The 22,836-nt window shown below is 54.8% G+C and carries 24 protein-coding genes; 18 read left to right on the plus strand and 6 right to left on the minus strand.

What is annotated here, in order from left to right; all coding sequences use genetic code 11:
- Positions 1 to 125: 125 nt before the first annotated feature.
- From thiM to thiE, 3 genes are read left to right on the plus strand one after another with little or no spacing between them, the layout of a single operon-like run.
- Positions 126 to 935, plus strand: a complete 810-nt coding sequence (gene thiM / locus M493_RS07270) for a hydroxyethylthiazole kinase (protein WP_020959655.1) — start codon at positions 126 to 128, stop codon at positions 933 to 935.
- A 17-nt stretch (positions 936 to 952) separates the two neighbouring features.
- A complete protein-coding gene (thiD, locus tag M493_RS07275) occupies positions 953 to 1,753 on the plus strand; it encodes a bifunctional hydroxymethylpyrimidine kinase/phosphomethylpyrimidine kinase (RefSeq protein WP_020959656.1) in 801 nt (266 codons plus the stop codon).
- A gap of 5 nt (positions 1,754 to 1,758) precedes the next feature.
- Entirely contained in the window at positions 1,759 to 2,427 is a 669-nt protein-coding gene (gene thiE, locus M493_RS07280; RefSeq protein ID WP_020959657.1) for a thiamine phosphate synthase, read from the plus strand.
- A gap of 54 nt (positions 2,428 to 2,481) precedes the next feature.
- Here the strand turns inward: thiE and M493_RS07285 are convergent, their stop codons facing one another.
- On the minus strand, positions 2,482 to 3,477 hold the full coding sequence (locus M493_RS07285) for an acyltransferase family protein (RefSeq protein WP_020959658.1): 996 nt from the start codon (positions 3,475 to 3,477) through the stop codon (positions 2,482 to 2,484).
- A 139-nt stretch (positions 3,478 to 3,616) separates the two neighbouring features.
- Here M493_RS07285 and M493_RS18195 point away from each other — a divergent pair, with 139 nt between their 5' ends.
- The 4 genes from M493_RS18195 (at position 3,617) to M493_RS07305 (ending at position 5,012) form a co-directional block, all read left to right on the plus strand.
- Positions 3,617 to 3,778 (plus strand): hypothetical protein, encoded by a 162-nt coding sequence (locus M493_RS18195; RefSeq protein ID WP_020959659.1) that lies wholly within the window; start codon positions 3,617 to 3,619, stop codon positions 3,776 to 3,778.
- Between the two features lie 2 nt (positions 3,779 to 3,780).
- Positions 3,781 to 3,960 (plus strand): H-type small acid-soluble spore protein, encoded by a 180-nt coding sequence (locus M493_RS07295; protein WP_020959660.1) that lies wholly within the window; start codon positions 3,781 to 3,783, stop codon positions 3,958 to 3,960.
- A 108-nt stretch (positions 3,961 to 4,068) separates the two neighbouring features.
- The gene (locus M493_RS07300) at positions 4,069 to 4,239 is read left to right on the plus strand and encodes a twin-arginine translocase TatA/TatE family subunit (RefSeq protein ID WP_020959661.1); all 171 of its coding nucleotides are present in this window, start codon (positions 4,069 to 4,071) and stop codon (positions 4,237 to 4,239) included.
- Between the two features lie 197 nt (positions 4,240 to 4,436).
- Positions 4,437 to 5,012, plus strand: a complete 576-nt coding sequence (locus tag M493_RS07305; protein WP_041267895.1) for a YitT family protein — start codon at positions 4,437 to 4,439, stop codon at positions 5,010 to 5,012.
- 207 nt (positions 5,013 to 5,219) lie between these two features.
- Here the strand turns inward: M493_RS07305 and M493_RS07310 are convergent, their stop codons facing one another.
- From M493_RS07310 to M493_RS07320, 3 genes are all read right to left on the minus strand, one after another.
- Positions 5,220 to 6,584, minus strand: a complete 1,365-nt coding sequence (locus M493_RS07310) for a S8 family peptidase (RefSeq protein ID WP_020959663.1) — start codon at positions 6,582 to 6,584, stop codon at positions 5,220 to 5,222.
- 96 nt (positions 6,585 to 6,680) lie between these two features.
- Positions 6,681 to 6,971, minus strand: a complete 291-nt coding sequence (locus M493_RS07315) for a spore coat protein (protein WP_020959664.1) — start codon at positions 6,969 to 6,971, stop codon at positions 6,681 to 6,683.
- Positions 6,972 to 6,991: 20 nt separating this feature from the next.
- The gene (locus M493_RS07320) at positions 6,992 to 7,177 is read right to left on the minus strand and encodes a hypothetical protein (RefSeq protein ID WP_020959665.1); all 186 of its coding nucleotides are present in this window, start codon (positions 7,175 to 7,177) and stop codon (positions 6,992 to 6,994) included.
- 195 nt (positions 7,178 to 7,372) lie between these two features.
- Here M493_RS07320 and M493_RS07325 point away from each other — a divergent pair, with 195 nt between their 5' ends.
- Together M493_RS07325 and M493_RS18645 are read left to right on the plus strand one after the other, a co-directional pair.
- Positions 7,373 to 9,310, plus strand: coding sequence for a hypothetical protein (locus M493_RS07325; protein ID WP_020959666.1), 1,938 nt, complete (start codon positions 7,373 to 7,375; stop codon positions 9,308 to 9,310).
- Positions 9,311 to 9,384: 74 nt separating this feature from the next.
- Complete coding sequence (locus M493_RS18645) at positions 9,385 to 9,525, plus strand: hypothetical protein (RefSeq protein ID WP_020959667.1); 141 nt, start codon at positions 9,385 to 9,387, stop codon at positions 9,523 to 9,525.
- Positions 9,526 to 9,600: 75 nt separating this feature from the next.
- Here the strand turns inward: M493_RS18645 and M493_RS07330 are convergent, their stop codons facing one another.
- Positions 9,601 to 9,957 (minus strand): hypothetical protein, encoded by a 357-nt coding sequence (locus M493_RS07330; protein WP_020959668.1) that lies wholly within the window; start codon positions 9,955 to 9,957, stop codon positions 9,601 to 9,603.
- A 44-nt stretch (positions 9,958 to 10,001) separates the two neighbouring features.
- Positions 10,002 to 11,105: a histidine kinase N-terminal domain-containing protein gene (locus M493_RS07335; protein WP_020959669.1), complete on the minus strand. Its 1,104-nt coding sequence runs from the start codon at positions 11,103 to 11,105 to the stop codon at positions 10,002 to 10,004.
- 222 nt (positions 11,106 to 11,327) lie between these two features.
- Here M493_RS07335 and cysK point away from each other — a divergent pair, with 222 nt between their 5' ends.
- The 9 genes from cysK to M493_RS07380 all read left to right on the plus strand — a co-directional run bounded on the left by cysK (position 11,328) and on the right by M493_RS07380 (position 22,667).
- Positions 11,328 to 12,251 (plus strand): cysteine synthase A, encoded by a 924-nt coding sequence (cysK, locus tag M493_RS07340; RefSeq protein WP_023817594.1) that lies wholly within the window; start codon positions 11,328 to 11,330, stop codon positions 12,249 to 12,251.
- Between the two features lie 65 nt (positions 12,252 to 12,316).
- Positions 12,317 to 13,426, plus strand: a complete 1,110-nt coding sequence (locus tag M493_RS07345; protein ID WP_020959671.1) for an AbrB family transcriptional regulator — start codon at positions 12,317 to 12,319, stop codon at positions 13,424 to 13,426.
- 59 nt (positions 13,427 to 13,485) lie between these two features.
- A complete protein-coding gene (locus M493_RS07350) occupies positions 13,486 to 14,124 on the plus strand; it encodes a Bax inhibitor-1 family protein (RefSeq protein WP_020959672.1) in 639 nt (212 codons plus the stop codon).
- Between the two features lie 250 nt (positions 14,125 to 14,374).
- Positions 14,375 to 15,172: a hydroxypyruvate isomerase family protein gene (locus M493_RS07355; RefSeq protein WP_020959673.1), complete on the plus strand. Its 798-nt coding sequence runs from the start codon at positions 14,375 to 14,377 to the stop codon at positions 15,170 to 15,172.
- On the plus strand, positions 15,169 to 16,065 hold the full coding sequence (locus M493_RS07360) for an NAD(P)-dependent oxidoreductase (protein ID WP_020959674.1): 897 nt from the start codon (positions 15,169 to 15,171) through the stop codon (positions 16,063 to 16,065). Before M493_RS07355 ends, M493_RS07360 begins: the two co-directional genes overlap by 4 nt.
- Before the next feature lie 184 nt (positions 16,066 to 16,249).
- Positions 16,250 to 17,569, plus strand: a complete 1,320-nt coding sequence (locus tag M493_RS07365) for an FAD-binding oxidoreductase (protein ID WP_020959675.1) — start codon at positions 16,250 to 16,252, stop codon at positions 17,567 to 17,569.
- A gap of 2 nt (positions 17,570 to 17,571) precedes the next feature.
- On the plus strand, positions 17,572 to 18,930 hold the full coding sequence (locus M493_RS07370; protein WP_020959676.1) for a (Fe-S)-binding protein: 1,359 nt from the start codon (positions 17,572 to 17,574) through the stop codon (positions 18,928 to 18,930).
- On the plus strand, positions 18,927 to 20,375 hold the full coding sequence (locus M493_RS07375; RefSeq protein WP_020959677.1) for an FAD-linked oxidase C-terminal domain-containing protein: 1,449 nt from the start codon (positions 18,927 to 18,929) through the stop codon (positions 20,373 to 20,375). Before M493_RS07370 ends, M493_RS07375 begins: the two co-directional genes overlap by 4 nt.
- A gap of 108 nt (positions 20,376 to 20,483) precedes the next feature.
- Positions 20,484 to 22,667: a malate synthase G gene (locus M493_RS07380; RefSeq protein WP_020959678.1), complete on the plus strand. Its 2,184-nt coding sequence runs from the start codon at positions 20,484 to 20,486 to the stop codon at positions 22,665 to 22,667.
- Positions 22,668 to 22,836 lie beyond the last annotated feature (169 nt).

The raw sequence follows: 22,836 nt of genomic DNA on the forward strand, positions 1-22,836 counted from the left end.
AGAAAGAGTAGACTGATGGATGGGAACGATATGGCTGATTGACGGGGGATGGAACGCCAACAGTCAGAGAAGGGGGCTTTTCGCCGGCTGGCAAAGGGTGTTTGTCGAGAAAGGGGAGGTAAGCGATGGCCGATTGGCATGAATGGGCAGATGTGCGTGAGCGGGTGAGAGAGACCAATCCGCTCGTCCATAATATGACAAATGTTGTTGTGACGAATTTTACGGCAAATGGACTGCTGGCGCTTGGCGCTTCGCCGGTGATGGCGTATGCGAAAGAGGAAGTGGGCGAGATGGCGAAGCTTGCCGGCGCGCTCGTATTGAACATCGGGACGCTGAACGCCGAAGAAGTGGAAGCGATGTTGATCGCTGGCCGGGCGGCGAACGAAGCCGGCGTGCCGGTCATTTTCGACCCGGTTGGGGCCGGAGCGACGCGCTACCGGACGGACACAGCGCGCCGCATCGCCGAACAGGTGAAGCTTGCCGCGGTTCGCGGCAATGCGGCGGAAATCGCCAACATGATTGGCGAAACGTGGGCGATTAAAGGCGTCGACGCCGGCGAAGGAGGCGGTGATGTTGCGGCCTTGGCCAAACGGGCGGCGGCTAAGCTCGGCACCGTTGTGATCATCACCGGAAAGGACGATGTCGTCACGGACGGAAACACGACGTATTTGGTTCACAACGGCCATCCGTTGCTGACGAAAGTGACCGGCGCGGGCTGTTTGCTGACGTCGGTGATCGGGGCGTTTACGGCCGTTGAGCCCGACATTGTGAAGGCGGCTGTGGCGGCGCTCGCATATTACGGCGTCGCGGCGGAGCGGGCGGCGGCGGAAGTTGGGGAGCGCGGTCCAGGCCGTTTCCAGGCGGCGTTTTTAGACGCGTTGGCGCATACAAGCGCCGATGACGTGAAGCGCGACGGACGGGTCGAACAACGGTAAAAGGAGAGGGGAACAACATGGTATTCAAAGCGTTGACGATTGCCGGTTCGGACAGCGGCGGCGGCGCCGGCATTCAAGCGGATCTTAAAACGTTTCAAGAGCTCGGTGTGTTTGGCATGTCAGCGATTACAGCGGTGACGGCGCAAAATACGCTCGGCGTGCAAGGCGTCTATCCGCTGTCGGCGGAAGCAGTCGCCGCCCAGATCGAATCGGTGGCCGCCGATTTAGGCGCGGATGCGGTAAAAACCGGCATGCTCTTTAGCGCCGACATCATCCGCACCGTGGCCGGACAAGTGAAAAAACACGGTTGGGAGCGGCTTGTCGTCGATCCGGTAATGATCGCCAAAGGTGGCGCTCCGCTGTTGCAGGAAGAGGCGGTGGCTGCGTTGAAAGAAGAACTGCTGCCGTTGGCGTTTGTCATTACGCCGAACATTCCGGAAGCGGAGGCGTTGACCGGTACGGCCATCCGCACGATGGATGACCGCCGCGAAGCTGCGCGTCGTCTGCACCGGATGGGCGCCCGCTATGTCGTAGTTAAAGGCGGCCATGATGATGATGGTGAGGAAACGGTCGATTTGCTATATAACGGTGACGAATTTTCGTATTTTAAAAGCAAGCGAATCAGCACGCGCCACACGCACGGGACCGGTTGCACGTTCGCGGCGGCGATTGCTGCCGAGCTGGCAAAAGGGCGGCATCCGGTCGATGCCGTGGCGACCGCGAAATCGTTCGTGCAGGCCGCCATTTCCTATCCGCTTGGCATTGGACAAGGCCATGGGCCGACGAACCATTGGGCATACCGGCAATACGGGGAGTGAGACGGGTGGCGCGCATCACAAGCGAAGAAATGAAAGAGCGGTTGGCGGTGTACTTTATTATGGGGAGCCAAAACAGTGAACAGCCGGCGGAGCAGGTGCTCGAGGAAGCGCTTGATGGCGGCGTGACGCTGTTTCAGTTTCGCGAAAAAGGGCCGGGCGCTTTCAAAGGGGAAGACAAAGCGGCGCTCGCCCGGAAGCTGCAGCGTCTTTGCCGCACTTATGGCGTGCCGTTTATCGTCAACGATGACGTCGAGCTGGCCATCGCCATTGATGCCGACGGCGTCCACGTCGGCCAAGATGATGAAGACGCGCGGCGCGTGCGAGAAAAAATTGGCGACAAAATTCTCGGTGTTTCGGCGCATAATGTGAAAGAGGCAAGAGCAGCCATCGAAGCGGGCGCCGATTACATCGGTGTCGGTCCGATTTATCCGACCCGCTCAAAAGACGATGCGAATGAAGCACAAGGGCCCGATATTCTCCGCCGCCTCCGCGAAGCGGGGATTACGATTCCGATTGTCGCCATCGGCGGCATTGCGGTTGACAATGCAAGAGAGGTTATGGAAGCCGGGGCGGATGGCGTGTCGGTCATCAGCGCCATCGCTTCCGCCCCGGTGCCCAAAGCAGCAGCGGCGGCGTTGGCAGCGGCGGTGCGGGCTGCCCGTGTCAGCCGGTGACAATCAAACAGACAAGACAAAAGGGTGTCCTGTTTTGCAGGACACCCTTTTGTCTTAGGACGCTGTCTGCCGCCACCTCGGCCACCGCCATTCGAGCAGCGGCCGCACGAGCCGGACGACCGGCTTGCTTCCGAGGATGAGCATAACGGCGACCGACAGCGCAAGCAGAAGCGGATAGCCATGTACGTCCATAATAAAATCCGGGAACGGTGTTTCGTGCAAATATTTTAAAATAAACCCGTGCAAGATATAGATGTAAAACGTGCGCGCTCCCAGCACGGAAAACGAGAAGCGCCGGCCCGGGATGAACGACAGGAAGCTGAACGTCATCAGCAAGCTGGCCGCGTAAATGGCAAGACGGCCCGCCACGCCGGCCGGCTCTGATACGCCGAGCGTATCGTACGATTTCGAGCCGTACAACCAGTCTTGCGGCAAGTCCGGAAATCCGAAATGAATGAGCACGAACATGCCGGCCAGCACGATCAGCGAGGCGATGCGCACAGATGTAGTAAACAAACGCTCGATCGCCGATTTGTTCGTGAAAAACCCGAGCAAAAAGAACGGGAAAAACGTGAGTGTTCTTGACAAGCTCAGCCATTTTTCCGCTTCCATCATCCCGCCGGCCAAACCGAGAAGAAGCGCAAGCGGCAGCGCGATCTGCTTCGGCAGCCGGCCGAACCATAGCAGCAACACGTTCCAGCTGAACAGGCTAAGCAAAAACCATAGGCTCCAATGCGGAGTCAATAAATCGAGTTCGAGCGACCGTTTGTCATACAAAAAGAAATAATAGACGGAATACAGAAGCTGGAACAAGATATACGGAAACAGCAATTTTTTTGTGATTTTTTGCAAGTAGCCGTTCTCATGGAATTTCTTAGAAAAATAACCGGAAATGAAAATGAACGCCGGCATATGGAAAAAGAAAATCCACGTATACAAGCTGTGCACCCATAAGACGCTGTCAATATACGGGCGCAGAAAGTGGCCAAACACGACAAGGAGCATTAACGCACACTTCGCGTTGTCAAAATAGTAGTCCCGCTCCTTCACAGTGTTTCCTCCTCTCTATACACACCAATTCGAATCATACTCCTTCTTTTTGAGGGAGTCAACCGTTGAAACATGGAAGCCGTAGGGGGAGGGCCGGCTTGCCCGTGCTAATAGTTTGCCAAAGAAAGGAGATGATTTGGTGAAAAACGATCGCCGCGAAACGGACGATATGACGCAGTTATTGCAAATCATCAACGCCAAAGGAGATGAAGGTGAACTGCAGGAGATCGTCTGCAGTGATGAGTTGTTTTGGAAAAGTTTGCGGACGCAGGCGGAAGACAGTGCAAAAGGAGGCGAATAAGGATGGAACTATTGCGGGCGAAACGAATTGCCGAGGCCGGAGAAATTGTCCCGGTGACGTATGAAGGAAAACGGGTGATCATTCAACACGTCGATGAAGGGCGGGAAGTAGCGCGCATTTATTTTGCCAATGAGCCGGAACGCGAGCAAGATGTACCGGTGCGCCTGCTTGAAGAGCAGTAGGCGTCGGGCAAGTTGTCGCTGTTTTGTCAAGGGAAAGCCGATGACACTCTGTGTTCGAATATGATATAATAACGAAAGAAATGACGCTTGGACATTGGAGTGACCAATATGAACATCGGGTTTGGGGAAATTGCGCTCATCGTCTTTTTCGCGTTGCTCATTTTCGGGCCGAAAAAGCTGCCGGAATTAGGACAGGCGGCCGGGAAAACATTGCGTGAATTTAAAAACGCAACAAAAGGCATTATTGACGACGACGAGGCGACAAAAGCGCAAAAATAAGGGGCTAGGCATAAAGGTCTAGCCTCTTATTTTTTTGTTTTCCGTCCGCGGGCCGCCGGGCGATCTGTCGGTCTCCTTTGCCAACGCAGCAAAAAAACAGACAAGCTTGACCGGCGAAGGCCATATACATACATATGGAAACGTGTTGTTCGTTTTTGGTTGGCGAAATGGCCGACGGGGCGGAGGGATCAACCATGGTGATAAAAAAAATGGTGGCAATCGTCGAGGGAAGCTTGCTGCTCGGCATCGGCATCAACGTGTTTTTAGTCCCTCACCATTTGCTTGACGGGGGAATGATCGGCCTTGGGCTGATCGCCAAATACGTCTGGCACGTGCAAGCCGGTCTGACGATGATCATCTTAAGCGTTCCCCTTTACGTGGCGGCTTGGTTTTACTATCGCCCATTTTTTTACAACAGCTTGCACGGTCTTTTATTTTCCTCATGGATGATTGACGTATTATCGGTTTTGCGCGGCATTGTTACGTTGGATCCGCTCTTGAGCGCCATCATCGGGGGAATGCTTGTCGGTGCGGGCATCGGCCTCATGTTGCGCGAGGAGACAAGCACGGGCGGAACGGATTTGCTGGCTCAGTTTATCGCCAAACTGACAGATTGGAACGTCGGTGTCATTATATTCGTCATTGACGCCTGTATCATTTCGATCGGAAGCCTCATGATTGACTCGGTGCCATTTATTTATTCGTTTGTTGTCGTCGCAGTCGTCGGAGCGGTGACGACAATGCTAACGAGCGAAAAAACGATGGGGGTGTAATCCGGATCCCCACCGTTTTTTCATGGTCATCCCCCACATGCCCGCCCGTTAGGAGTCGGATATGTTTCCGTTGGGCATGCGATCAAGGCGGAAAATGCAGATGTTGTTGAACGTGAGTGATTTCCTGCTTTAACGCTTCAGTGGGATATAGGTGCTCTGTTGCCACTGGCATATGCAAGCCATTTTAGATGGAAGGCGGGCGTCTGTTCACGGTTTTGCCAGCTCGAGCGCGCGATAGACGTTGATGAGTCCGGAGCCATAGTACGGATCTTTTCCTCTCTCGCCTAAATCATCAGCGCTTCGTAGAATGATATCGCGCACCTCATCATTCGAAAGCCGCGGATTGACGGAACGGATCAAAGCAGCGAGCGCCGTAACATGGGGTGCTGCCATGGACGTGCCGGAAAGAGCGGCGTATTGATGGCCGGCAAACGTGCTGGCAATGTTCGTCCCGGGCGCCACGACGTCGACATAATCGCCATAATTGGAGTACAAGGCGTAGGAAAGGTCCGGGTCAACCGCTCCGACGCTGATCACCTCCGGATACGCGGCCGGGAAGCTCGGCTGGGACGTGCTGTCATTGCCGGAAGCGGCGACGAGCACGACATCATGGGCATCGGCATAGCGGATCGCTTCCTCGAGAACCGAAGATGGCTGGTAGTTGCCAAGGCTTAAATTAATCACTTTCGCCCCGCGGTCGACCGCCCAGCGGATGCCTTTGGCTACGTCAATACTCGTTCCATAGCCGTCGGCGTTTAACACTTTGACCGCCATGATCGGATTGAACCATGTGATGCCGGCAACCCCTTCGCCATTATTTGGCTGTGAGGCGACAATGCCGGCAACATGGGTGCCATGACCGTTTTCATCATCCGGAGGGCGGTCGTCGGCCAACACGTTGTATCCGGGGCCAAGGCGGCGTACTAAATCGGGATGAGTCAAGTCGACCCCGCTGTCGATGATGGCGACGGGCACGGTTTGCTTGCCGCGCGACAGCGTCCAGCCGGCTTCCGTATAAATGGCCGGTAAATTCCACTGATAGCGGGCATAAAACGAATCATTCGGCTCTTCCGCTGGCCACGGGAAGCCGTTTTGCATGTAAATGTAGTTCGGCTCACAATACTCGACTGATGGAAGCGGGCGGAAATAGCGGCGCATTTCCTCGTACGTCTGCTCGCGCGAACGGAAAACAAACACATGATCAAGCCGCTTGACAAGCCGGCCGCGGATGGCTGTTTCCATCTGTTTGAGACGGCGGCTGTCCGGCGGCGTCCGAAAGCGGACAGCAATTTCATTGGTAAAATAGTGGCTTTGGTCGCCGCGGTGGTTATGACGAATTTCCCGAATGCCCGGGTGCGCGTTCAGCTGTTGTTTCAGCCGCTCTCCTGCACTGAGGCTGTCTAAGGTGACAACCGTCGGATGAGTGCGTGCGTCTTTTGTGTCAAACGGCTCAAGCCGCGGCGGGGCAGGGGCGCGCTCTTGCGGTGCCGGCCGGGTGGAGCCGATGGCGGCGGCAACGACGAGGACGACGGCGGCGCCGAGGGCAGCCCATATCGTGTATCGGCGATTCATGTGGTTCACCTCCTCTGTTGTTAGGATGGGCGAATGGCGGGCAAATCATGAAAAAGGGGATTCTTCCCGCAGCGGGTGAATCCCCTTTTGTGGTATTCAGCGTCCAGCCGACTGCAGCACTTGCTGTGCCGCTTGCATATCGATGCGCAGCTGCTCTTGGACGTTGGTCGGATGGTAATACCCTTTGTTGACCATATATTGGCTGATTTGCTCATGGAACGCGATCGCATCGTTTAACTGTTGTTTCAAAGTATTGCGCACTTCCGGAGTCGCCGCTTCGGCGATGGCCATCGCGCATCCTTTAATGGCGTTTTTGGCGCTAATAAGGCAATCAGCAGCGATCATTTGATCGTTTAATACGCCGGTTGGCGTCATGGTTGTTTGCATCGTTGTCCCTCCTTTGCCCGTTACGATAATAAGTTTTGCAAGTCGCGGATGTGCTGCGTAGTTTTTTGCATGTCTTGCTGAATGAGCGATTTCAGTTGCGGATCGCTTGCCATTTGCTGCATGGCTGTGCTTTTGGCGAGGCACGTGTTTTTAAACATCAGCAGTTCGTGCAGCTCAAGCGTTTCATGTGTTCCTGTCGCTTTCATCTTTTTCACCACCTTCCGTGACATAGTATATACCCCGCCGTTATGTGTATAGATGGATAATGATGGAAAAACAGTCGATGGTGTTTTTGGCAGCCGGACAGCCCGACAAGAGGCGCTGCTTGCATGCTCAAGTTTTGCCTAGAGCGGGGCATACTATGTCCGCAATCCATTTTCATGCAGGGGGTGAAGGAACGGATGAAAAAGGCAGCCATTGTGCTAGGTGTTGCTGTGCTTCTTCTTTTCGCCGTCGGGGCCGCTCTTCTTTTGCGCCGGGGAGAGTACGCGCTTGTGCCGGACGGGGAGACGATCAAGCCGTATCAGGCGAGCGAGCGAACCGGCATTGATTGGTGGGGGAGGTGGATCGATGCAGATGGCGGCCGCTTCCAAACGCTATCGGCAGAAAACGGACACCCGCCAGAAAAGGACGGGGCGGTCGTTGTCGATGACCGGCTGCTCCTCCTTGGCAAAGAGGTGTTTTATAAGGAAACGTTCGGCAATGAAGTGTTTTTGACTGACATTATGGGCATTGTCGACGGGCCGCTGACGCTGGCCAATATGGCGCAAGCGATCGCCGCATTAAAAGGAGAAGGGACGACAAATTTGCGTGTGCCGCTCGCCGAGGATGTGACGATCGGCGGACGGACGTATAAAAAAGGGGAGCTGATCGACACCGGCATTGATGTGCCGAAAGGGGCATATTTGCCGCTTGGGATGCCGATTGTCACCGGCGGCGGCCGCGTGCGCGTCGGCATTAGCTGTGCGGCTTGTCACGCAACTGTCGATCCGGAGACGAAACGAGTCGTCGAAGGAGCGCCAAACAATGATTTGAACGCTGGACTGTTAATGGCGTTGGCGACAAATTCGACCGCTTATTTTACTCATGCCGAAATCAAATCGCTTGCCGACTACATTCGTTCGACCGACCGCGCCATCGTTGATTCGCGCGGGCGAAAAGCTGTGCTGCCGGATCCGGAGCGACTTGAGCGGGAAGTCGACCGCATTTTTGCCAGCTGGCCGCGCGGCAATTTCGACTCGACGATTGATCTGAAAGCGAACCCGGCGCAAATTCCCGATTCGTTCACGCGCGGCGACCATCCGTACGGGTGGAGCGGCTTTGCTGCTGCCGGCTCGTTTCACGGTTTGGCCGCCTTCAGCAACAACGTGCACGCCCAAAACGCCGATTCGCTGGCACAGGTAGAAGTTAGTGATGAGTTGTTTGGCATTGACAAGGAAGTGTATCTTGGCACGATTTTGCAAAACGCAGCCAACCCGCGCTTTCGCTATCGGCCGACGATGAAGGAAAAGCCGTCTGTCTTTTTCGCTAAAGCCGATCCGACGCCGAAAGCGGTTGGCGTCAATCAGCTCGTTGCCCCGCCGCAGTTTCCGAACGTATCGCTTGTCGCTCCGGACGGGCTGATCGCCAGCGAGCCCGGGTATCGGTTTAACGAACAAAACAATGCTGTCGCCGCTTGGCAAAATACGCTCAATCCTCCACCGCCGAACAAACGGGTGGACAAAGAGCGGGCGGCGAAAGGGCGGGATGTGTTCGTTCGCGCCGGCTGCATCCGTTGCCATGCGGGGGCGTATTTGACGAATAACCGCGTCATAGCTGCCAATGTGGTTGGCACCGAGCCGTCGCGGGCAAAAGCATTAAAAAAAACTGAAAACATATTTGGGGAGGCGGTGTTGTATGCCCCGGATACGCCAGTGCCGATCCCGAAAGGGGCAAAAGTGGTAAACGTACCGACCGATCATCTTGACCCGGAACAAATTCGCCTGTCGTTCGCCCACGGCAATTCGCCGGGCGGGTATAAGGTGCCGAGCCTGATTGGGCTTGCTTGGAGCGCCCCGTATTTGCATGATGGCGGCGTGGCGGTTGGGCCAAACGGGGAACCCGGACTTTCAAGCACCGTTCAAAAAGGCATCGCCCCTGATGCGCGCAACAGCTTGCGGGCGCTGATTGACCGGACGTGGCGCGAGCGCGTCATCGCCGCGAATGCTGCCGATCCGGCTTTAAAGGCGGTGCATGTGACAGGAGAGGGGCATCGGTATTGGATTGACCGCCAAGCCGGGTTTACGAAGGAAGAGCAAGAGGCTGTGTTGGACTATTTATTATCGCTTACATCGCGCTGATCGCGTCTGGGGATGTTTTCCTTGCAATGACGTTCCTCTGCTTGTCCACACTAACGGACAAGGAGGGACAATCGATGAACGAAACGTGCTTCTACTGTCAATGTGACTGTGACGACAAAGTGCATTACGTCTCGTTCCACACGAACGGCGAGGAACGCGAGGAAGCGCTTTGTCCGGAATGCTACGAAGAATGGTTGCAAGGCATGAAAGGGTAATGTCTTTCCCCGCTTTCGCTTTGCTTGAAAGCGAGGCTCTTTTCGGTGAAGATGCCAAACAAAACCGCACCATGATCAAATCGGTGCGGTTTTTTCCGAGAGTGACGGAGTGACGACGGTGTCCTCTAGGCTGCATGTTTCGTCGTAAGAACGGTATATGGCTGCTTCTGACCGGGGAGTGTGGAGCGACAACAATAAAATGTGCTCGCTTCCGGTGCGGCTGACCTTTGTTTCCATTTTGAGTGCCACATCATCGAGCGTCAACGAGTAAAACCGGTACGTCAAGCCGAGCCATGTACGTTCAGACCGGACGGTATCCGGATGATGGCGGATGAATTCGGACAGCTCGGCGAACGAATGTTTTTCCCGCTGCATCCATTCACGAATGGCGGTGGTTGTTTGTTTCAACCAATTTTTCCAAGATGGCTTCATCATCATCACCTTTTTTCATCCAATATGCCCATTTCCGCCATTCGCTATACAGGAAGCCGGATCGAGAAGGTCGTCATGTTGACGTCGGACGAACAGCTGATTTCCCCGCCATGGTCTTCAATCACTTTTTTGCAAATGTAAAGGCCGATGCCCGTTCCTAATTTTTTTGTCGTAAAAAACGGCTCAAAAATGGTCTCGACGATATCGGCGGGAATGGCCGGGCCGTTGTTGGTGATTTCAATGATGACCGTTCCGTCTTGGGAGCGGGCAGTGATCTTGATGCGGCGCGGCTTTTCCTTTTCTTTCACCGCTTCGATCGAATTGAGTAAAATGTTGACCAATACTTGGCGCAACTGGTCTTTATAGGCAAAAATATGTATTGTTTCATCGACCACCAACGAAATGTCGACATCGCTGTCGACGATCGTCGCGTATAAAAAATCCATTATTTCCTCTAACAGTTGATGCAGCGAAAAAGTTTCCTTTTCGCTCTCGACAATTTCTTTGCGTGAGGCATGCAAAAATTGCGAAATGCGAAATTTCAGCTGCTGCAACTCGTGATCGATAATATCCAAATATGGCAAATGCGGATGTTCAAACTTTAATAATTGAATAAACCCAATAATGGCCGTAAGCGGGTTGCGGAATTCGTGCACAAAACTGGATGACATTTGCCCGAGCAAGCTCAGCCGATCTTGATGTGACCTGGCGATCAACATGTTTTTCTCGCGCAACTCCGCTTCCTTTAGCCCGTTATATTCGGTGATGGCATGGAACAAAAACTGGTCAAATAACTCGTTGATATGGTCGATTAACGGAGCCAGCTCGACGGTCGGCAATGGCGCGGTCAACGCGTGCTTAATAATAAGCCGCCGGCCGAGGCTGACATTATAGACGAGGGCGCCGATGCCGGCATTCATTTCCGCCCGTTCTTTGGCGATTTTGTTGGCCAGCTGTTCGACTGTCTCGCCGGACAGCGACCGCAACAGCGCCTCTTTGACTAACGCAAACATCGCCAAGGCATTTTGTTCAACGCGGTCAAGATATTTATCATCGTCGGCAATTTTCATATGTCGCCGCCAATAGGCAAGGAAGCTAGGCAGATGGGTTTCCAAATGGGTGACAAGCTGCTGTGCGGCAGATGCCAAAAAAGCCACCTCGCTTTCCGTCGTTTATTATCATTATAAGGGGGAATATCGAGCTAGAACAGAGGGAAAATCACGATATGTCCGATAAAACTAGTTTTCTTTCGCCAAAAAGGCTAAGGAATGCCGGCTCATGGCAGGTGGAGGCGCACTGTTTGAACAAAAAAAGAAAAATCATGTATAATGAAGCAGACAACACACTTTTTCAAAAGGTTGGGGAACGCCGTGAAATTGTATGACTCCATTTTAGACTTAATTGGCGGCACGCCGATCGTAAAGTTGCGGCGCCTTCCGGATCCGGACGGGGCGGATGTATATATGAAGCTCGAATCGTTTAATCCGGGCGGCAGCGTCAAAGACCGGCCGGCTTGGGAAATGATTCGCCGGGCAGAGGCGGAAGGAAAAATTACGCCGGGAACAAGCACGATCATCGAACCAACGTCCGGCAACACCGGCATCGGGTTGGCGATGGTGTGCGCCGCCAGAGGGTATCGGTGTATCATTACGATGCCGGATAACGCAACGATTGAGCGGGTGAAGATTTTAAAAGCGTACGGGGCGGAAGTGCATTTGACGCCGGCCGAGAAGCGGATGCAGGGGGCGATTGACGAAGCGAACCGGCTTGCTAGTGAGATTCCTGACAGCTTTATTCCGATGCAGTTTGAAAATCCAGCCAACCCGGACGCGCACCGGCATACGACGGCAGCCGAAATTTATGAAGCGTTTGACGGACGGCTGGATGCGTTCGTGCTCACCGCCGGCACCGGAGGGACGGTGACCGGGACAGGAGAAGAGCTGAAAAAGCGCATGCCGAATTTGCGCATTTACGTCGTTGAACCATACGGCTCACCTGTGCTGTCGGGCGGGAAGCCGGGACCGCATAAAATTCCCGGCACCGGTCCAGGGTTTATCCCGAACATTTTAAACCGCTCGATTTATGATGACATTTTTTTGATTAAAGATGAAGACGCCCAGCAGATGGCACGCGAACTGGCGGCAAAGGAAGGCATTTTGGTCGGCGCCTCGGCCGCGGCGAGCGCCTATTACGCCATCAAAGTAGCCAAGCAGCTGCCAAAAGGGGCGCGCGTCCTTTGCATGGCGCCGGATTCCGGGGAGCGGTATTTGTCATCAGATTTATTTGCTGATTAACGGAGGACGGATAAATAAGCCCCGGCTTCAACGGTACACGGAACAGGGAGAGGAAGTGTTTCTGTTTGCATGAGGAACGGGCATGGAAGAAAACCATCCGTCTCATATTGACGTTTATCATCGGTGCATTGGGCGACATTGCATTCTCCCTTTTGCACATTCCGCTCCATTGGGTGCTTGGCCCGGCGGCCGCTTTGTTGGCCGCCTCTCATCTTTTCAAAGAAAAGCTGTATTGGCCGACCGCTATCCGCAATGTCGGGCTCATTCCAATCGGCTACACGCTCGGTGCGCCGGTGACGGCGGCGACGCTCGCAGAAATGGCGCGGCAACTGCCGACGATGATGTTGGCGACGGTTTTGATGTTGCTGTTTAGCTTTGTCGTTTCCTCCCTTGTAGCGAAATGGACTCATCTTTCGCTCCGTTCAGTCGTCACCGGCTGCATTCCCGGCGGACTGTCACAAATGCTCGTTCTCGGCGAGGAGCTGAAAGGCGTCGATCCGACCGTCGTCACATTGTTTCAAGTGATGCGGCTGATGGGTGTCGTGTTTCTCGTTCCGCTTATCGCCTTAAGCCCGCTTTTGTCCGAAGGCGCCGCGGGAGCGACCGACGCCGGAATGGCCGGCGGGCCGGATTGGACTGTCGGCCTCGCTTTGCTTTATGCGGCTGTCACTGTGGCCGGTGCGCTAGTAGGGAAGCGCCTCCGATTGCCGACGGCCTATTTGCTCGGTCCGATCATCGGCACGGCAGCGCTCGTGCTTGTTGGAACGCCGGCCCCGCATTTGCCGGCTCCGCTGCTAGACGTCGCGCAAATTACGATGGGAACGTATCTCGGCCTGATGCTGAAGCCGACGGCGATCGAAGGGAAAGGGAAGGTGATGGCGGCGTCGGTTTTAGCCGGCTGCGCGCTTATTTTGTTTTCCATGCTATCAGCGTTCGTGTTAATGAGCTGGCACCGTATACCGTATTTGACGGCCTTTATCGCCTTAGCGCCGGGCGGCATGGATCAAATGGGCATTTTGGCGCAAGAAGCGCATGCGAGCCTAGCCATTGTCACCGGCTATCAAATGTTCCGCATTTTTTTCATTCTTTTTGTCGTTCCGCCAGCGTTGAAAACATTGTTTTCCACCCGTTGGTTTCGTCGGCTTGAGCAGTGGCAAACGCAGCAGCATGGCTGACAAATAAGGCTATGATCGATGGTGAAACTATGGTAAACTGAAAAAAGGAGGGGATCGCGATGAATCACTCGACCGTTTACCGCCCGCACAGCCCAGTCGCCAAGTTGGCCGCTTCGTTTCTCGCGGCGCTCGCTGTCGCGACGGCAGGATTGTACGCCGGACAATGGGTGCCGGCCGGCCTGTATTTGCCGCTTTATGCGTTAGAACTCATTTTGCTTTTGGTAATGATCTTCGCCCGCCGCAAACAGGCGGTCGGCTATCCGCTTATGTTTGCCTTTATGCTCGTCTCAGGCGCAACTCTTTATCCGCTCATCGGCTATTACATTTCCGTCATCGGTGCGGCGGCGGTGTTCAAGGCGTTTGCGCTGGCTGTCGTCTCGTTTTCCGGCGTGGCTATTTATGCAGCCAAAACGAAAGAAGATTTTTCGTTTCTCGGCGGGTTTTTAATGCTCGGCGCGTTTGCGCTCCTTGGATTGTTGATCATCCAATGGTTTATCCCGTTCTCCAGCGTCGGACAAATGGGTATCGCGGCTTTGGGGATTTTGATTTTCCTCGGTTTTACGATTTACGATATCAATCGTTTGGCCCGCTACGGCTTCACGGAAGCAGATATTCCGATGATCGTTGTCAACATTTATCTTGATTTTATCAACTTGTTCGTTTACATTTTGCGTTTTTTCGCCAGCGATGAAGAGTAAAAAGAGGAAAGGGCTGTTTCCCAGCGATGGAAACGGCTCTTTTTTCGTCATGACGCCGTTCAAAGGGGGACGTCGCGCTTGGCGCAAACAACTATGACAAAGTCCCGGCTTCGTTGTACAGCAAGCGGTCGATTGATGAGTGATTGCGCCTGTGTTTTATAGGGCGAGAGAAGAAGGGGGCGATGAAAGCAGGAATCGGCAACGGGTGGAGCGAATAAGGGAAAGAAATGGAGAAGAAAGGGGCCTCATGATGAAGTTTGCCGTCAATGTATCGACGATTTTCACGGAAGCGCCGTTTCTCGCCCGGTTTGCCAAGGTGAAGCAGCACGGGTTTTCGCTCGTCGAGTGTCAGTTTCCGTATGTGGCGGTGCCTGAGGCGATCGCCGATAAGCTTGAAGAATACGAGTTGTCGCTTGTTTTAATCAACTTACCGGCCGGCGATTGGGAAAGCGGGGAGCGCGGGCTGGCGATTCTTCCTGACCGGCATGACGATTTTCGCCGTGCGCTTGAGAAAGGGATGCGCTATGCGCTTGCGCTTGACGTGCCGCGCCTTCATTGCATGGCTGGGGTGATGCCGGCCGGTTTGCCGCGGGAACGGGCGAAAGAAATATACATGCGCCGCTTGGATGAGGCGGCCGCCGCGCTCGGCGTCCACGGTTTGACGCTGACGATCGAACCGATCAACCCGCTCGATATGCCGGGCTATTTTTTAACGGATATTAGTGAAGCGGCAGCGGTTATCCGTGATCTTGGCCGGCCGAACGTGAAGATGCAGTATGATATGTACCATATGGCGCGCCTCGGTCTCGAGGTGACCGCGACGTTTCTCGCTTATGAACCACTGATTGACCATGTGCAATTCGCCGATGCCCCCGGGCGGCATGAACCGGGGACGGGAGCGCTTCCATATCATGAGATTTTCTCATTTTTGCAAGAGCGCGGCTACGGCGGCGCTATAGGATTGGAGTACATTCCGTCGGGAGAAAGCGGCGAAAGCTTTGCTTGGTATGATGAATATCGCACGATGAAAGGAGGAAGGGGTCGATGACCCACGTTGGCTTTATCGGCTTGGGCGTGATGGGTTCGCGCATGGCCGGCCGGCTGCTTGAAGCGGGCTTCGCCGTCACAGTGTACAACCGCACGCCGGAAAAAGCGGTTCCACTTGTCAATCGTGGCGCCCGACAGGCAGCAACAGTGACAGAGCTGGCCGGCGAGGCGGACGTCGTTTGCACGTGTTTATCGATGCCGGACGATGTCATTGAGGTGTATACGGGGGAAGGCGGCGTCCTTAGCGCAGCCCGACCGGGGACCGTTTGTCTTGATTTTACAACCGTCGGCCCGAACACGAGCCGGAAGGTGGCCGAGCAGGCTGATAAGCGCGGGATTGCTTACTTGGATGCGCCTGTCAGCGGTGGGCCGGAAGGAGCGGAACAAGGGACGTTGACCATTATGGTTGGCGGTGCGAAAGACGTGTGGGAGCGGGTGCGCCCGTTGCTTGGCGTGTTAGGAAAAACGGTGGAATATTTAGGGGAAAGCGGCGCCGGCAGTGCAGCCAAAGTGCTCAACCAATACTTGGTCGCCGTCCATACGGTCGCCGCGGCGGAAGCGATGGTCGCCGGCGTTGCTTACGGGCTTGATGCCGGGAAGCTGTATCGATTGTTAAAGGAAAGCTACGGAGACAGCCGGATGCTGCGCCGCCATATGGAGCAGTTTGTGCTGCCGCGCCAGTTTGCGCCCGGCGGGGCGGTGAAGTATGTACATAAAGATGTACGTCTGGCCAACGAATTGATGAACGAAACAGGAATTGGACGCTGCCTTGGCGGACAGACGGAAGCGGTGTTTGCCGAAGCGATTACCGATGGACTGGCCGATTTGGATATGTCAGCGGTCATCCAGTTGTTTGAGCAGCGGGTTGGGGTGGTCGTAAAAGAGACAGAATGAACAAAATGGTTCGTGAATTCAAAAAATTCATTGAAAAAGTGGGCGATCAATGATTTAATATAAAGTAGCAGCGCCTCTGCCACGTGCGGGGCGCCGCCTCACTGAAACGCCTGAAGCGTTTCGCTTTTTTTAAAACGATAAAAAGAAACATTGTTTCTTATTGCGAAACAAAGGAGGGGCGACAATGCTCTCGTTGACATGGCTGGATGAGTTAAGCACGCTTTTGCGCCCGGGACAAATCAAAGTGAACGAATCCCCACACCCGCTCGGCAACAGCGGCGCGGTGACCGTTTATCCACAAACAGAAGAAGAGATCGCCGCTTTGCTCCGCTACGCGAATGACAGCCGCAAAAAAGTCGTCGTCGCCGGCCGCGGTACGAAACGGGGGTTCGGCGGGCAGCGGGAACAGGCGGACATCTTGTTGTCGTTGGAACACTACGCCGGCATCGTCGAGCATGCGGCTGCTGATATGACGGTCACCGTCAAGGCTGGAACGAAGTTTGGCGACTTGCAGCGTGCATTGGCCCCATATCGGCAAAAGGTCGCCTTAGACCCGTTTTGGCCGGAGGAAGCGACGGTCGGTGGGGTGATCGCGGCAAATGACAGCGGGCCGAAGCGGCTTGGCTACGGCTCAGCGCGCGATTCGGTCATCGGGATGCGCATCGTGTACCCAGATGGGACGATTATTCGTTCAGGCGGTAAAGTCGTGAAAAACGTTGCCGGTTACGACATGAACAAACTGTTTATTGGAGCGATGGGGACGCTCGGTGTGTTAAGCGAAATGACGCTCAAGCTCCGGCCGCTGCCGAAATATGAAAGCGTTGTTTTGCTGTCGTTCCCAACCGGCGATGTTCATGATATCCGCTCATTTGCGGTTTCCTTCCTTGATACGATGATGGAGCCGGTTTGTTTCGAACTGCTTAACCCGGCGCTGGCCGAGCGGTTAACGGGTGAAGCGGCGTATATGCTTGCGATCGGATTTGAAGATGTTGAAAATGCTGTCCATTACCAAGAGCAGGCAGTCGAGCGGCTGTGTCCGCGTGGAGCGAAGCTGTCAATCGTTGCCCAAGAAGAAGCCGCTGCGTTTTGGCGCACATTTTATACGGCGCCGCCAAACGGACGGCAGCCGGCGGCAGACGGTGTCGCGGCCGCGGTGAAAATCGGCGTTGTCAACTTAGACGTAGTCTCGATTTTGCGGGAAAGTATCCTTATCGCTGACCGTTGCCATGTCCGGGTCGAAGCGCACGGCGGCGTGGGTCACGGGCTTTGCCAGGCGTACGTGCACGGGAGCGAAGAGGGGGTTTTAGCGGCGATTCGGGAGTTGCGCCAGACGGCTGTCCGTCTTGGCGGCTATGCGGTCGTGAAGCATTTGCCGTTTTCGCTGCGCCAGCGCGTTGACGTCTGGGGCGGGAAGCCGCCGTACTTTTTCTTGCTTGAAGACATTAAGCGGAAAATTGATCCGCACAAAACATTAAACGATCAGCGCTTTATTGGGGGGATTTAACGATGAACGCCATGACGAGTGAGCGGACGGGCAGCCCGGCATGTGCGACGGTGAGCCTTGGCAACTACCGGTTTCGCGACTTGCCGGACCCGAGCAAGTGGGCCGATTGTGTCCATTGCGGCATGTGTTTGGAATCGTGTCCGACGTATGAACAGACGGGCCAAGAGCAGCACTCTCCGCGCGGCCGTGTCCATTTAATGAAATCGGTCGGTGAAGGAAAGCTCGATTTAACGCCTGATTTGCTCGATCCGATCTTTACGTGCCTAGACTGTCGCGCTTGCACGACGGCCTGTCCAGCCGATGTCGATGTCGGCGGCCTCATTGAACAAGTGCGCGGCCAGCTCCGCCAGGCGGTGCCGCTCACTGGATGGAAAGCGCTTGTGAGCGACTTTTTCTTAAAAGGGGTGTTCCCGCATCCGTCACGCCTTGATTGGTTTGGCCGTCTGCTTCGGTTGTACCAAAAAAGCGGGCTGCAGGCAGTGGCGCGCAAAACGGGATTGCTGCGGGTGATGCCGGATCATTTAGCCGAAATGGAGGCGATTTTGCCGGCTGTCGGCACGCCGGTGCGCCAAAAGTACAAGGATCAGCCGCTTATTAAGGCGAAAGGGGAAACGAAGCGGACGGTCGCGATGTTGACCGGTTGCGTGATGGATGTGATGTTTAGCGATATTAATGAGGCAACGATCCGCGTCTTGGCGCGAAATGGAAACGATGTCGCCATCGTGCCGAACCAAACATGTTGCGGAGCGCTTCATGTGCATGCCGGCGACCGCGAAACGGGCCGGAAGCTCGCCAAGCAAAACATTGAGGCGTTTGCCGATGTTGACCATGTCATTGTCAACGCCGCCGGCTGCGGCTGTATGCTGAAGGAGTATCCGGAACTGTTCCGCGACGATCCGGAATGGCATGAAAAAGCCGAACAGTTTGCCGCCAAAGTCGAAGATGTGTCGAAGTTTCTGCATGATACAGGTTTTGAGCCGCCGAAAGCGGAGTTGAACGTGCGTCTCACATACCATGATGCGTGCCATTTAGCCCACGGTCAGGGCATCCGTCAAGAGCCGCGCGCGCTGATCGGGAGTATTCCGGGCGTCGACATGGTGGCGATGCCAAATGCCGACCGTTGCTGCGGCAGCGCCGGGATTTATAACATCACCCATCCGGAGATGGCGCAAGCTGTGCTTGCAAGCAAAATGCAAAATGTGCCGCAAGATGTGGAGCTCATTTCGATGGGCAATCCGGGCTGCATGTTGCAAATGGCGCTTGGCGTCATGAAACACGGCCGAAACCAAAAAATCGTCCATACGGTGCAGCTGTTGGATTGGGCGTATCAAAAAGAGGAAGGGAAGGACGTGCGCATATGAGAAAACGGGCCATTGCAACGAACGACCCGCACATTCGGGCGCTCGCCGGCATCGTTGGGGAAACGGCGATTTTATACCGAAAAGAGGATTTAATCGCCTATGACTGCGACGGGTTTACCGTCCATCGCCATTTGCCAAAGGCGGTCGTATTCCCAAACAGCACGGAACAAGTAGCGGCAATCGTCAAATATTGCCATGAACACGAGTTGCCGTTTCTTGCTCGCGGCGCCGGCACGGGATTAAGCGGCGGGGCGATTCCGTTAAACGGGGAAGTGGTGATCAGCTTAACGCGGATGAAGCGGCTTTTGCATGTCGATTTGGAAAACCGGCGCGCCGTTGTCGAGCCGGGGTTTGTGAACTTAAAGCTGACGAACTCAGTCGCCCACCGGGGCTATTACTATGCGCCTGATCCGTCAAGTCAATATTGCTGCACGATCGGCGGCAATGTCGCCGAAAATGCCGGCGGTGCCCATTGTTTGAAATATGGGGTGACAACGAACCATATTTTAGGGCTGGAAGTCGTGTTGCCGAACGGGGAAGTGATCGAAATCGGCGCAAACGGCGTTCCCGACCCGCCGGGCTACGATTTGCTCGGGCTGTTGACCGGGTCGGAAGGGACGCTTGGCATCGTGACGAAAATTACGGTCCGCCTGCTGAAAAATCCGGAGGCGAAACAGACGGTGCTTGCCTATTTTGATGAGGTGGAAGATGCAAGCCAAACCGTTTCCGACATTATTTCCGCCGGGATTGTGCCGGCAGCGCTCGAGATGATGGACCAAACGGCGATCGAAGCGGTTGAAGCGGCAGCGTTTCCGGTCGGGCATCCGAAAGACATCGCCGCGCTGTTGCTCATTGAAGTGGACGGCATTTCCGCCGGAATTGACGAGCAAATCGACGATATTTTAGCCATTTGCCGCCGCCATCGTGTGCGCGAAGTGAAAGTCGCCCAGTCAGAGGAAGAACGGGGGCGCTGGTGGGCGAACCGGAAAACCGGCTTTGGCGCCATGGGAGCGATTTCCCCGGATTATTTAGTGCAAGATGGCGTTATTCCGCGCAGCCGGCTGCCGGAAGTGTTGAACGACATTGCGAACATCAGCCGCAAATACGGGCTCCGGATTGCTAATATTTTCCATGCTGGCGACGGCAATTTGCATCCACTTGTGTTGTTTGATGCGAGCAAGCCTGGGGAGACAGAGCGGGCGCTTGCCGCCGGAAGTGAATGTTTGCAGGCGTGCGCGGCGGTTGGTGGGTCGATCACCGGCGAACATGGCGTTGGCATCGAGAAAAAAGAAGAGATGCGTTTCATTTTCACCGATGAGGAAATTTTGGCGCAAACGGCGATCCGCGACGTGTTTAATCCGAAAAACTTGCTCAACGCCGGCAAGCTGTTTCCGACGCCGGGACGGTGTGTAGAGACAAAACGGACACCGTCGACAGCAAAATGAAAATTTTACAAAAATGATTGCCAGTCATTTCGTTTCATGGTATGATCTTTTTAGACCATTTAAGAAACAGTGTTTTGTAATAAGAAACAAGAAGGGAGAAAGGGAACGATGGCCGAATATGTTCAAACCGGGACGATCCAAGTCGCGAAAGTGTTTTATGATTTTGTCAACGGGGAGCTTCTGCCAAACAGCGGGCTTGACCAAGACAAGTTTTGGCGCGATTTTTCCGTGCTTATTGCCGATTTGACGCCGCGCAACAAAGAGCTGCTGGCGCGCCGCGATGAGATTCAAGAAAAATTGAACGAGTGGCATAAACAGCGCCGTGGCCGCTTCGATTTTGACGAGTATAAAGCGTTTTTAACGGAAATCGGCTATTTGGAGCCGGAAGTCGAGGACTTCGAGATTACAACAGAAAATGTCGATGATGAAATTGCCGTGCAGGCCGGGCCGCAGTTGGTCGTGCCGCTCACGAACGCCCGCTACGCGCTAAACGCCGCCAATGCCCGTTGGGGCAGCTTGTATGACGCGCTGTACGGCACCGATGCCATCAGCGAAGAAGACGGTGCCACACGCGGTTCGTCGTACAACCCGGTGCGCGGAGCGAAAGTCATCGCTTACGGGCGGAAGTTTTTGGATGAGGCGGTGCCGCTTGCCGAATATTCCCATCAAGACGCCGTTCAATACGCGGTCGTTGATGGGCGGCTTGTCGTGACGATCGAAGGCGGGGCGACAACAGGGCTCAAGGAGCCGGAAAAATTTGTCGGCTTCCAAGGCGAACCGCAAAACCCGGCATCGGTGCTGTTGAAAAACAATGGCCTTCATATCGACATTCAAATCGACCGCGAGCATCCGGTCGGCAAAACGGACAAAGCGGGTGTGAAAGACATCATCTTGGAAGCGGCGGTGACGACGATCATGGACGGCGAAGATTCCGTTGCCGCTGTCGACGCGGAAGACAAAGTGCTCGTCTACCGCAACTTGTTCGGCTTGATCAAAGGCGATTTGACAGCGACGTTTGAGAAAAACGGCAAACTGCTGACGCGGGCGTTAAACTCGGATCGCGTATACGAAACGCCGGATGGCGGAAAGCTTGCGCTGCCAGGACGCTCGCTGATGTTTGTACGCAACGTCGGCCATTTGATGACAAACAGCGCCATTTTGGATGCCAACGGCGAGGAAGTGCATGAAGGGATCATCGATGCCGTCATTACGAGTTTGATCATGAAACACTCGCTCATCGGCAATACCCGCTATTTGAACTCGCGCAAAGGTTCGATTTATATCGTCAAGCCGAAAATGCACGGCTCGGCCGAAGTGGCCTTTGCCAACGAGCTGTTTGACCGGGTCGAAGATATGCTTGGCCTTGAGCGGAACACGATCAAAATCGGCGTCATGGACGAAGAGCGGCGGACGTCGCTCAACTTGAAAAATTGTATTTACCAAGTGCGCGGCCGCATTGTCTTCATCAACACCGGCTTCCTTGACCGGACGGGTGACGAGATTCATACATCAATGGAAGCGGGGCCAATGCGGCGCAAAAACGATATGAAATCGTCGGCATGGCTGCAGGCGTACGAAAAATCGAATGTGGCAGTCGGGCTGGCTGCCGGATTCCGCGGCCGGGCGCAAATCGGCAAAGGGATGTGGGCGATGCCGGATTTGATGGCTGAAATGTTGAAACAAAAAGGGGCGCAGCTGAAAGCGGGCGCCAACACGGCATGGGTGCCTTCGCCGACGGCCGCCACGCTCCATGCGCTTCATTACCATCAAGTGAATGTCGCTGCCGTGCAAAGCGAATTGGCGAACGAGCGGGCTGATTACCGCGATGACATTTTGCAAATTCCGGTTGTCGATCATCCGCAATGGACGGCAGAAGAAATTCAAGAAGAGATTGACAACAACTGCCAAAGCATTTTAGGCTATGTTGTCCGCTGGGTTGATCAAGGGATCGGCTGCTCGAAAGTGCCGGATATCCATAACATCGGGCTGATGGAAGACCGGGCGACGCTTCGCATTTCGAGCCAAATTCTTGCCAACTGGCTTCACCACGGTATTTGCACGAAAGAGCAAGTGCTTGAGGCGTTCAAGCGAATGGCGAAAGTCGTCGACGAACAAAATGCCGGCGACCCGAACTACCGCCCGATAGCGCCAAATTATGACGATTCGGTGGCGTTCCAAGCGGCGTGCGATCTCGTGTTCCTCGGCTATGAGCAGCCAAACGGCTACACGGAGCCGATTTTGCACCGCCGCCGTCAAGAGGCGAAGGCAAAATTCGCAGCCGTTCAGCAATAAACGGCGCCGCACAGCAAGGAGCAAGGGCGACAGCGCCCTTGTTCCTTCCTGCTTCTACAAATCAGAAAATTCAATAAATAGGAAGAAAGGGGGCCGCTCCTAGTTACTACTACTGGCCGGTTGCCGAACGCAAAGCAGCACGGAGGCGAAACAAGGGAAGGAAATGGGG

It is taken from the genome of Geobacillus genomosp. 3 (genome assembly GCF_000445995.2).
Taxonomy (GTDB): Bacteria; Bacillota; Bacilli; order Bacillales; family Anoxybacillaceae; genus Geobacillus.